Below are 12,776 nucleotides of genomic sequence, written 5' to 3' on the forward strand. Positions count from 1 at the left end.
CTCCTCTCTCTAGCCTTTCCTAAGCATGTGTGGCGAGAATTCGTTCATACCTATCCACTACAAGGAAAAATACAGGATGATCTTCCGGAATGGATGTGTACTTCGTTATCGTTGGCCCGATGCCTGTGTCCATAATTGCTTGTTGAAGCTCAACGGATTCAGGATCTTCTGCATGATCGAAGCAGAGCGCTGCTGCCATCACCTTAGCCAGCCGTTTCGGTTCGATACCCAACTCATGTGCAAGCAGGGCTAGCTTGACGAGCCGATCATTCGGAGATAACTTGCGTATCGGAGATCGACCTACACGGATGACTTCATCGGTAAGGTAGGGATTGGCAAAACGTCCAATAATGGTATCGATATATTTGTCATGCTCCTCCTGGTTGAAATGATGTCGAGATACAAGAACAGTTCCTGTCTCCTGTAACGTAGCTTTCACCTCATCCACAATAGACTCATCTGCCATGGCCTGTTGGATCGTATCATACCCTTTGAGGTTACCGAGGTAAGCAGCGGTACAGTGACCCGTATTAACCGTAAATAACTTTCGTTCAATAAATGGACTAAGATTATCGACATAATGAATGCCTTTCACCGGTTGGTAACCCTCCAACATAGCAGAAGCATCAACTACCCACTCATAGAACGACTCCACCGTGACCGCAAGGGGATCCACGTTATGTTGGATGGGTACGATCCGGTCTACAGCTGCATCCGGAAAGGCTACAACTGCGGAGACTTTCCCCTTGATAGCCTCATCTAAATGTCCATAGACATGCTCTTTCAGCTGGGTGCTGCCACCGATGGTATTCTCACAAGCAATAATATGCAGATTCCCTGCTCCATTCGCAATCCGTTGTTCAATTCCACGCGCAATACCAACCGCGATATGCTTCAGTATGTTAACACCAACAGCTGTTGTGACTATATCTGCTTCTGCAACAATCGAAGCAACTTTCTCCAAGTCCGTTCCATCAATAGCTGTTATACCTTTGACTAGCAGTTGTTCCTTCGTGTCATCTGCCAGCGTCACCGTATATTCGCCACGCTCTTGCAAGTCACAGACTAGCGTCTTATTAACATCGGAGAATATCACTTCGTAGCCAGATTGTGAAAGCAGCAATCCTATAAACCCACGTCCGATGTTACCTGCGCCGAAATGTACAGCCTTCATTCTTCTAAATTCATATTAAAGATTTCGATTAGATCTTCTGGTGTGGATGCTTTCAGAATCCGCTCCAGATTATCATCATCCGAACAAATAACACCTACATTCGTCAGAATTTCTATATGATCATTCCCTACTGCTGCAATACCGATGATCAGATTAGCGATATGGCCTTCTCCGAAATCCACTCCTTCTGGCAGCTGTACGATGGATAATCCCGTGGATTTAATGAACCTTTTAGATGTATTTGTGCCGTGTGGAATGGCTAAACCTCCACCCATATACGTGGACAGTGAATCTTCTCGTTCGATCATGCTATCGATATAACTTGGTTCAACATGTCCTGCGTTAACTAATAATTCACCCGCTAGACGAATCACTTCATATTTATCTTTTGCAGTGACATTCAATTTCACTTTATCTATGGAGAGAATATTCATTTCAACCTCACTCGTTTCTCTATTTTAGTACTGAGGAATGTTCTCAGTCTGACCGTCAAGTAGCTTCTAATCGCTATTTCGTCACCTGTCTCAAGTAATTCAATCACGCTACTCTCCAGTAACATGGCACTGATTTCACTAAGCACTTCGAGACTTTCACGCGACAATGTCTGAGGGGCAAGCATGAATAAGAACTGACTTAACTGGCTAGGTGGTGTCGTCTTCATCGGAAGTGGCTGAACCAGACGATAAAGCGACAACGAGGGTCGTAGGATGTGAGAACTTCGAGTATGGAACAGAGCAAGAGAGGTGCCAGTTATCATTTGACTACTACTTCGCTCCCGTTCTATTAGTCGTTCTACAACTAAGGATGAAGATATAAGTACGCCCTCTTTTTCCTCAACTAGGCATGCTTCATCAAATAGAGTGGTCAGATCGTAGACCTGATGCTCTCGAATCTCAACGACCTTAAATCGCTTGACCAAGAGCACGATCTCATCCAGTGTTGTCTTCAGACTCAATAACTGTTCGAATCCGAACTGCGTAGGCGTAATCCCCTCAATCATGGTCTCCTCGCGTTGTCTCCCCAGCGTCGTCACCTTGATAAATGATCTTAGCTGCTCTACTTCTGCTAATGTAAGTAATGGACTTATCTTGATATACTGCAACGGATCTAGAGGTAAATCGACGGTAGAGATAATCAGATCATACGTATCCTCCGAAATACGGGATGCCTCATACCAAGAAACCCGATCAACAATGGCGATCTGTGGAAGCTCTTTTTGAAGCCGAATCTGTAGATGTTTCGAAGATCCGATTCCGCTGGTACATACCAGAATGGCACGTACTTCTCTCCGTAATTGCTTGATCCGTTCCTGCGATGCACCGAAATGCATAACAAGAAATCCAATTTCCTCATCAGGCACATGTAGCTTAGGGGATACACAATCGACAGCCTTACGGACAACCCCATAAAGCTCCATATAATCTTTCTGAATCTGGTCTAGAAGAGGATTACGGATACTCAATCCATCGTAGATTCTCTGTAAGCTCACTTTCATATGATGAAATAAGCCATCCCGAAGAGAAAGATCCCCACTGTAGTCGACTCCCATCGCATGTTGTACCTGTTGGATGACCTCACTCACCATTTGAGCAAGTACTATATCTTCACCTAGGAATGGAACACTATCTTCTTGACGTGCATGTTCTAGAAGACTTAGGATATAAGCTATCTCTGCTGGACAAATAGGAAGACCTAACTCATCAGACAACTCTTCAGTCAAGCGTTGTGCTCCCAATACGTCCTGCAATACAAGATTGACTGTCTGATCTATCGCGATTAGTTCAGTCACCCTTCTGTCGGCTCGGATACGCTGTATTGCTATGGATAACCGAATGAGTAAATCAGTATAGCTATTCTCACTCATCCGATCCGCCCAATGCGCCTCCCAATTCCACAAAATATTCTCGATATTCGCCATTTCCGATTTGCCTATAAGCAAGAACAGCTCCCGGTCAAGTGGATGAAGTGAACGTTCGTCACGGGTCGCAATCAGCTCCGCATCGTCAATCCTAAGCTTAACTAGCTGTCGAATGACTTCCCGCAATCGCTCTTCCTTACCAGATAATTCAACGCCATAACCCCTTTTGCGAACAAGTTCCACATCGAACTTCTGAACCCATTCGGTAAGCTCATCCAGATCGTTCGTAATGGTCGCTACGGTTACTTTCAACTCATGTGCAAGGGTGAACAACTTGACAGGTTCATCATTTCGGAGAAGAAGACACAGGATATAAGATTGCCTCTCGTCTAATGAGAATTCGATATCATTAGATGTAGAGACCAACCGATGCAGATTCTCCAAGCTCGCCTTATCACCCTGTACACGGATACCAGTACCAGACTTCCTAAGTAGCTCAATCCCTTGCTCACGTAACACATCCGCTACTGCTGCTAATTCACGATGAACCGTCCGTGAACTGACATGGATTTCTGTGGCGATTTCTGATGCTGTAAGATCACGCTCACTCCGAAGCAATAGCTCCAATATGTTACGAGTTCTACTGGACACACTCATTAGCGTAACTCTCCTAACACAACAGATTGGATCGACCGTCACCTATGAAATCGCTAGTATCAACAACAGCCTCTAGATTCGTACTATGTCTGATCAAGTAAGTCGAGCAACCAACTTGTCGTACTCAGGGCTCTTCATGAAGTCATCGATAGATATATGTTCTGCATCAGGCGCCTTAAGCTGAGCCCTGTGGGTAAGCGATTTATGTGAGATGATAATATCTGCACCGCTCGGAATATCATTGATAGCCGAATTGATTACGGAAATATCAGAACCTGCTGCCTTCATTTTCTTGCGTAAGATTGCAGCGCCCATTGCGCTAGAACCCATACCCGCGTCGCATGCAAAGATAATGGTGTGCACATCTATTGTGGCCTTTACCACAGTGGCGTTGTTATTAACGCTTGCATTTCCTACGATAGCGTTGTTCCCTGCTAGAGACCCTGCCGATTTCATTTCCTTCAATTTAGAAGTTGCTTCCCCCAGATCATCACCATCTAAGTCATCTTGTTTACCCGTTCTGAGTAGCAGTGCAGCGACAATAAATGAAGCGATTGCTGCCGTCACAACACCGCTAAGTGCTGCAAGCATTCCGCCCCTAGGCGCCATCAAGAAGTAAGCAAAGATGCTACCCGGAGAAGGTGGACCTACTAGACCCGCTCCAAAAAGCGTGAACGTAAGCGTACCTGTTACACCACCTGCAATGGCTGCAAGGATGAGACGCGGATTCATTAGAATATAAGGAAAGTAAATTTCGTGAATCCCACCAAAGAAGTGGATGATTGCAGCACCGGGTGCAGATTGTTTGGCTAATCCACGTCCTGCAACCATGTAAGCCAAGAGAATACCAAGACCTGGACCTGGGTTAGACTCCAGCATGAACAAAATCGACTTACCCACTTTAGATGCTTCATCTAATGCAATCGGGCTCAGTACGCCATGGTTGATAGCATTGTTCAAGAACAGAATTTTCGCTGGCTCGATAAGGACATTCACCAGTGGAATCAGATTGTGATTAACCAGGTATTCTACGCCATAAGACAACCAATTCGTTATCTGCTCAATTACAAATCCGACACCCGAGTAAGAGATTAGCGTTAGAATCCCACCAATAATACCGAGTGAGAAGTTATTGACTAGCATTTCAAAACCTGGTTTGATTTTCCCCTCAATCGAACGATCGAATTGCTTCAGTACCCATGCTGCCAATGGACCACAGATCATCGCGCCCATAAACATCGGGATATCTGTGCCGATAATAATACCCATCGTCATCAGAGCACCAATGACACCCCCACGTTGTTTGTGTACCATGGTTCCACCGGTGTATCCGATGAGTAGCGGAAGCATGTACGTGATCATTGGGCCCACAAGTTTAGCCAAGTACTCATTCGGATACCAACCCGTTGGGATAAACAGTGCCGTAATTAGCCCCCAAGCAATGAACGCACCGATATTCGGCATGACCATCCCACTGAGAAAACGTCCAAACTTTTGTACGCTGACTCGAACGCCTCCGCGAGTTGAAGTCTTCAACTGAACCTCTGCCATATTTAATTACCTCCCCATAATAGCGCTTTCATTTCTTGATTAAAGCGTAAAGCATAGCACCTATTTGAACAAGTAAAGGAAAACGGAATTTTGTCAATCACATTGTTGACAGCATTTAAAATAGTTTACCAGTACAATATTATATTCGATTTCAAATATTCCACATTGGCGGAACAACCTTCTATCTCATGATCTGCAAAATACTTGAGCGTGATGTGATGTCCCCATCAGATAAATATAAAAAGACCGCTAACTAAGGAGTTCTCCTTAATTAACGGTCCCGATTATTGTTCTAGGAAGTACTAAACTGGCTGTAATATGTAACAAAGTTAACGACTCTTAATTGAACGATTCAGCAATTTAATAGCTATCAGCTGACAACCCTCGTCATAAAAAGATCCGAAAAATCAGGATAATGAATGCAATAATTGCTACTACAATCAACAGATTGGTTGCCTGTCTCCAAAATCCAGGAACCCCCTCTGAATGATATCTTTGCGAATTAACATCATGATTAGCTTTATGACCGCCAGGGTCAGTCATATTCGAGTTCGAGTTAAATCCAGGATCAAAAAAGTCAGAAATGGAAATCAGCTCCTTTTCGTGATAACAACCCACATTATACCATTTTAACGAAAAAGATACATTAGTTAAACTATTGTGACCTATTAGCTTAACAGGTTGGGATTATTCGTTCTTATCTTTCTTCATAAGTTCTCTTTATCTTAGAGTAATTTTCTTCTTCACTTAAACAATAGGTCCTTCTAATTTCTTATCTAGTATTAAATGAAAATTACATCATCCAAAGAATTGTTCTCAACATAAATACGATAATTTCCATCTTCGGGTAATGTAATGGCTCCGGCAACTACCAATCCTATGAATATTATGATAACAAGTACAATGTTCTGCTCCCTGACTATTAATCATCCGTGCGCTTCTCGTCTTCAATCGGAACGACTCTTCCGTCAACTTCTTCAGATAGAAGCTTGCCAAGCTCCTGACTATTCCCTTGCGCATCGATCTCGCCGAAAGTATATACACCGCCCATCCAGTGATTCAAGAAATATACTGAGCTTTTAAATTGCGGTTTCATGCCCCATTCACGCTTAGCTACAGCATCATACTGCCATTTCTTGATCGCTAGTCCTTCTTCATTGACCTCGTAATACCCATAGTCGTAACCTGCATTATCGAAAATAAATCGCAAGGCTTCTCCTTCGGGGAACGTGAAACCATAATGATGATACCCTTCACCCGATTCCAACATTGGAGCATCCCCCGAGATCTCTGGCAATTGTAACGCGATCTCGCGTGCTTCCGTAAGATCGCCGTGCATCAGCGTCTCATATTCTTGCTGGGCTGTAGGTGTTCGCACGACGACACGGTTGTCTTTCGCGTTATACTTCACGTAAGCGCCAAGCGTCTCACTGATGAATCGGAGCGGCACATAAGTCAGTCCGTTCTTGTTCACGACTGCGGCGTCAATCGGAACGGATTTGCCGTTCACAGTCGCTTTCTTCTCCCCTTCCCGTAATTTCACCATTATCTTGTTATCTTTCGTATGAAACATCACAACGCGCGTCTTCGGATCATATGCAAAAACAAGCCATGCCGAATCCGACAGAGCACGTAATTTGATCATTGCATTCCCTTTGACCATCATCGCATCGTATTGAAGCTCCCCGTTCACATAGACAGAAGGAGCTGCTGCATACGCAGATGAACCCATGAAGAGGACACTTCCAATCAGTGCGGAAGCAACCGTGAATTTGAGCCATTTATTCCGTCTCATTACATCTCATCTCCTAGATAAAGATAGTATTCATTACTTATATTAACGCGACTGGATCGTGATAAGTTGTAGTTAGAACGGATTCATCTTTTTCAGATTACCCGATTATAATAATGGAATTGTCTGATACTCTAAAGCAAAAAACCACGTCCTTGACCCCATTGGGGCATTGGCACGTGGCTTTGTTGTGTGGTTCTTCTTACTAGTGTTTCATTGTAAAAATGAAATGTCTTTAATTCAGTCCACCAGAACCGTGAGCGAAGGGAGATACTGTACCTTGATCTGAATTTGAAAAAGTTGGTAGAGTAATAATAATAAGGCATAGACTAATGGCTAACAACGAAGATATCATTTTCCGCATTTTCATAAACTCCTTTAATTAAATTTTTGTATTCATATAAAGATTCAACCGATACAAACTCTCTAAACTCTTCAAACAGTTTCATACACAAAATCATAGTTGACTTATTATTCATTTTAATAGAAGATGCCAGACCTGTCAAAATATACCTACATGCAGTTACATAGCTAGACTTATTGAAATAGTAATAGGCAATTTCATAGAAAAAATTGGTATGTCTATCCATACTTAACTGATAGTTATAGTCTCCGACCTCAAAATCCAGATACACATAAGATGAAATACTGTATTGAAACTTCTGAAGAATATGATCTACATTTAAATGATATTGGTTCGCAGCCTTCATAATAATTTCTAAGCCCGGAAGAATCTCATACTCTTTTTTCTCAATATAGGATACATATTCAGGAAGTATCTCTGTGTATCCAGCTTTTAAATCAATCATATAGGCATTCGCACGTGACCACTCTTTAAACTTGATTACATACGTCTTCCCTTCTTCTCCTAATCCCTGAAACCAATTCAAATCCGCATACTGTTGATTATATTGCTTCGCTGACTTGTAATCTTTTCGACTGTCACACACATCTAGCTTCATGACATAAGCATACGCGTAATAAGCAACTAAAGGATACTTCGTCCTTCTATTCGCTTCATCGTATCTGTTAGACTCGCATTCATATTTATATATACTTGTCACTAGCATCCCAAGTTGATCAGCAATCTCATCTAATCGCTCCCACTCATGAAGTGCCGTGTACACATTACCCAAATCTCGTAATGCATCGAGTTGCTCGTCTTCAGGAAGCCGACTCAGGTAAGGATCGAACTGACTAGCGACTTTTAAATTCATGATATTATCTTGCCCTAGCTTTACTTTAAATAAGCGATATTGGCAAATTGCCAGTCTCTCAGAATGTTGATATTTCTCACCTTCAGCTACACATTCATAGAGCAATGTTGCAGATCGAGTCCAACCTTGTTGATAGAGTAACTCTGCCATATCGAATATACCTGGAATAAATGAAAGGTCTTCCATAAGTCGTTGCAGTACATCCTTAATACAATCGTACTTTTCTAGTTCAGCACATCGTTGTAGGAAAGGTCTTAATCTTCGCCAATTCGGTGGATTCGTAATGAGACATTCTTCCACATATAATACGTATAATGCCCCCTCTGGAAGTCCCATACCTGCTGTAATGAGATCCAACTGTCTAACTGCTATAGCTTTCGGTGGATTACGATTCATGATGGCACTTAGAATTCCTTTGTTCAATCCGATAGATTCTGATAAAGCTTGGAGGGTCTTTCCGTTCGTTCTTAAATATTCCTCTATCTTCGAGCGGATCGTGATGTTCACTTCCAACTAGATCACCCCCATAAAATAACGAATCGACAAAATCCATATTTTTCTATTATTTATTGTATCTGTAATTATTCCAGTGGTCAATAATCATTCTTACAGATTCGCGTTTTTAATACATTTTATGTATAAAGATAAAAAACAGTAACCCTTACGAGGGAACTGCATCTCTACTATATTTAGAGTAAGCTTCTCTTATGCAAAAACACGGCAGGTGAAATTCTTCAGAATTCCACCTACCGCTACTCTTATTTCCCAATCAACCAATCCCGTTATCTGCCTTCATCCCAAAAGTCATCACATTATTAACCTCCCCTATCAAATCCGACAATAATAGCAATTGTCTTACTTACCCTGTGTGGTTGATAACGGAATAACCATGTTCCAAGTATGGTCGAAACAATATGGTCCTTCGCCCGTACCTGTAGCGGCAAACAAGTGCGTCGGAACGCCATTTTCGAATAATAAATAGGGTCTTTCCAAATTACACATCTCTCTCTGCGTGCCATCATCCCACTTCACCATACGGGAGTACGCCTTTGGACTCGGATGAATGCTCCAATGGATGCAATCTTCGCTTGTCGCATAGACTCCGGCTCCCCATTCTCCCGTCAGACCGCTACTGCCATTCTTTAGATCATCCTTCATAAGGAGATGGAATAAACCATCGGCATGCCATAAATAAGGATCTTCGACATGCAGATCTGGATCGGAGAAATTCAAGATTGGATCATCTGTCAGACGCAGGAAGGGCCCTTCGGGATGATCCGCTATGGCAATGCCCAATTGTAATGTAGCCCCGGCATACTCCCTTGATTTGTATATCATATAGGTGGTTCCATCTGGTAGGATCGTGACCGCAGGATTCGTGGTTATGGTGCAATCCCACTTCCCCGGACGAGGCTCTAGCAACGGCGTATCCTTTCTTCTCCACGGTCCGTAGACGGATTGTGACACGGCTAGGCCAATTCTCTTATTATTCCATACTTCGGCTCCTCGTTCAGAGGAAACCGAATCCCCTGGACCCGGAATCGGTCCGCCGTAGGTAGTTCCCATATAATAAAGGTAATACGTTCCGTTCCACTGCTGGATATAGGGATTATGCTGGTTCATTCCATCGAAAAAAGCTCTATCCCTCCTTCCAAGTACCGTCTCATCGTATCTATAGGGCCCTTCGGGCGTTTCACTAGATGCCCTCACGATCTCGCAATTAAACAGCCAGTTCACACCAAATCCTAGCTCTTTGCTCCAGCGGGAAGCAAACAGATGATAGCGTCCATCCTCGCCACGCACACAGGACCCGCACCAGATATAATGGTCATCCTCACGATAGCCTCCATTGACTGGGGCAGGCAGCAATCGATCATAAATCGGATTAGTCATCCGTTATCGACCTCCTTTATCTACTTTTATCCTTTTATACTTCGCTCACTCTTATTCGCCTTTTTCATCTGTCTAAACTGGTTGGGAGATACCCCGTGTCTTTTCTTAAAAACGGTAATGAAATAGGTACTATTCAAGAAACCGATATTCTCACTGATTTCTTTAATTTTTAAAGGTGTATGAAGCAGTAGCTCTTCCGCCTCATTCAACCGTAAGTTTGTTACATAGTTTGAGAATGTAACCTTCATGTTCTCATTAAATAATTTACTGAAATACGGAACTGAGATTTGGAGTGAAGCAGCTACTGCATCAGCGGATAGATTGCCTTCCCTGTAGTGATTTTGGATGAAATCACAAGCATTTTTGACGATAACATTGCTGTCTCTATACCTATTCCCCTTTAATTCGCGAATAATAAACTCAACCAGTTCTAAGGAAAATTCGTATACTTGTTCGATATAAACAAAGCTAGTCATAGTGTCTACCAGCGAATCCTTCTGATAACTTGCATACAGTGGAAAAAAGTCTACGATATCCTTGAACTCAGTATCCAATTTCCCGCCTATTCTTCTTAATATCTCGAATATTTCTTTAATCGAGCAGCCTCTGAGTTGCTTGAATAATTTCTCAACTTCCTCCTGAGCCCCTTCCAAGTTATTCATCTTAAGTTGGCTCATTAGAGTCTGTTCGAGTTCCACGGGATTAGTGAATTGTATCTTTAATCGTGCTTGAATCTCATCATAGTAAAATACACTTTCATGGCTTCTTACATACTTATAACGTAGTGCCTCTTTTGCCGTCTCAAAAGATCGCGATAAGGATTGAGCCATATGGACATGTATGCCCACTCCTACCTTCACTTGAATGCTCATGAATTTCTCGACTTGATAGATAAATCCATTCAATTGATCTTCCATCGGATTTCCTTCATGATCATTCATGATTAGAACTAAGGAAGGATTGCCTATTTCTATTCTCTCTAGTTCATTATCGTTATGAGTAGGGAATATCCGAAGTGCCAGTTCATACATAGCATCTTTTGCGAGAGCTCTCCTAGCGTCAATTTCCCCCTCGACGATTGCTCCTTCCCCTTCCATCTCTATCACAAGTGTGCGTAGATGGGTTGGCCTCAATTGAACGCCTAGCTTGTTGAAATAACTCTCTATCTCGCTCTGATCGATATGGCTTTCATTATTGAGCAAGTCTTTGAGGAACCCTTCCTTCAACTTGTTGCGATCCTTCACGGCTGAATCTTCTAGCGTAGTCACTTGACTGATCAGTCCCTTGAATACATCACTAACATATTGAACATCATCGTAATGGTCGGACTGCGGCTCATAGGGATGACTGTATCGGATCATCTTAATGAACTGACCAAAGGGCATATAAATTTTATTAAGGATAAAAATAGTTGCAGCAACACTTATCAATAGAATGATGATAGCTCCGATAATGATATTCTTCAGCACGTTGAAACTATCTTTGGAAAGATAGGTATAGTCCGTTGTATAAATCAGATACCATTCCAGTTTGTCATTGTAAATCGAAGTAATTAATGATTTCTCACCTGATATGTCAGCAATAAAGTTATTTGATTCTTCCGTAGAATGAATAACTTGGTTAATAAATGCCTGATCCTTACTATCTTGCATGAATCGTTCTGGATGTTTGCCATTAACAATATTCAGCCCATGTTTATCTACAATAATAAAGTTGGAGTACTCGGACCCTTCCATTGTATTGAATAGATCCCGAACGGCGTCTAGTTTCAAATTAATAAAGATCGCATTGCCATTCTTTCCACCCGAGTAGGTGAATATTAAGGAAAGAATATCGTCGTTGTAGTCTTTGGATCGATAGGTATATTTCTGTGTGTGGGGGAGAAACGTCATTTTGTTCATGGTTTTGCGTACTTCGATTAATGCCGGAGCTTCTTTATCAATCGTTCGGATATCAATATCCTTAGAGATCGAGTGGATAAACCTTTCCATAGTCCCATTGTACAAATAGACCGAATTAATAAAAGAGTTCAAATTCACTACATCATTTATTCGCGTGGCAACCTTTATGGAATCAGCTGGGCTCAGTTCATTTGAATAAAGTCCCTTAATGATCTCAGGATCATTGAGAAACTGTTCACCGATTTGAAAGACTCTCTCATATAAGGTCTCGATATTATAGTCGGTTTGCGAGAGCAATCGCTGGTACGTATCCGATGTATGCTTATCGATAATCTGTGTATTGTAATAGTAACTAATAACGGAAACCATAATAATCGAGAACATAAAAATAACGACATTGGTCACTATTATTCGACTAAGGAAACTCAATCTCGACTTGATCAACATAGAATCATCCCTGTCATAGGTATACTAGTTTTACCATTTTTAATTGAAAGCGGTTGCATAACATATGAAAGTAAAAAGCAGTCCCACTTTTGGTCATAGCCCCGTCAAGTAGACAGTAATAAAAGAGAGTGTTAAGCGGCGATCGCCTCACGGTATTCTACCGGGGAGAGGTCGCCTAATTTTTTCTGGAATCGCTCTTTATTGTAGTATTCGATGTGTTCTGCAATGAGTTTTCGAGCACTTTCCTCGCTATCTGGCTTCTGCAAATAAAGTTTTTCCGTTTTAA

9 protein-coding genes are annotated in these 12,776 nt (G+C 42.1%); all 9 read right to left on the reverse strand.

The features are described from left to right. Nucleotides 1-19 precede the first annotated feature (19 nt). Nucleotides 20-1,174 carry a mannitol-1-phosphate 5-dehydrogenase gene (locus AC1D7X_RS23875; protein WP_495476246.1) on the reverse strand — a complete coding sequence of 385 codons (1,155 nt, stop codon included), beginning with the start codon at nt 1,172-1,174 and terminating at the stop codon, nt 20-22. Then, nucleotides 1,171-1,608, reverse strand: coding sequence for a PTS mannitol transporter subunit IIA (locus AC1D7X_RS23880; RefSeq protein WP_495476247.1), 438 nt, complete (start codon nt 1,606-1,608; stop codon nt 1,171-1,173). The genes AC1D7X_RS23875 and AC1D7X_RS23880 overlap by 4 nt, the downstream gene beginning before the upstream one ends. Next, on the reverse strand, nt 1,605-3,689 hold the full coding sequence (locus AC1D7X_RS23885) for a BglG family transcription antiterminator (protein WP_495458023.1): 2,085 nt from the start codon (nt 3,687-3,689) through the stop codon (nt 1,605-1,607). The genes AC1D7X_RS23880 and AC1D7X_RS23885 overlap by 4 nt, the downstream gene beginning before the upstream one ends. 93 nt (nt 3,690-3,782) lie before the next feature. Further along, nucleotides 3,783-5,240 carry a PTS mannitol transporter subunit IIBC gene (locus AC1D7X_RS23890; RefSeq protein ID WP_495458022.1) on the reverse strand — a complete coding sequence of 486 codons (1,458 nt, stop codon included), beginning with the start codon at nt 5,238-5,240 and terminating at the stop codon, nt 3,783-3,785. A gap of 922 nt (nt 5,241-6,162) precedes the next feature. Then, nucleotides 6,163-7,035, reverse strand: a complete 873-nt coding sequence (locus AC1D7X_RS23895) for a copper amine oxidase N-terminal domain-containing protein (RefSeq protein WP_495476248.1) — start codon at nt 7,033-7,035, stop codon at nt 6,163-6,165. Nucleotides 7,036-7,361: 326 nt separating this feature from the next. Continuing rightward, complete coding sequence (locus tag AC1D7X_RS23900) at nt 7,362-8,762, reverse strand: transcriptional regulator (protein ID WP_495476249.1); 1,401 nt, start codon at nt 8,760-8,762, stop codon at nt 7,362-7,364. A gap of 342 nt (nt 8,763-9,104) precedes the next feature. Continuing rightward, complete coding sequence (locus tag AC1D7X_RS23905) at nt 9,105-10,142, reverse strand: glycoside hydrolase family protein (protein ID WP_495458019.1); 1,038 nt, start codon at nt 10,140-10,142, stop codon at nt 9,105-9,107. A gap of 26 nt (nt 10,143-10,168) precedes the next feature. Next, entirely contained in the window at nt 10,169-12,490 is a 2,322-nt protein-coding gene (locus tag AC1D7X_RS23910; protein WP_495458018.1) for a helix-turn-helix domain-containing protein, read from the reverse strand. Nucleotides 12,491-12,621: 131 nt separating this feature from the next. After that, nucleotides 12,622-12,776, reverse strand: a 155-nt coding sequence (locus tag AC1D7X_RS23915) for an IS3 family transposase (RefSeq protein ID WP_495476250.1), incomplete at its 5' end; no start/stop codon positions are given.

This window comes from Paenibacillus sp. Y568, from assembly GCF_059445545.1.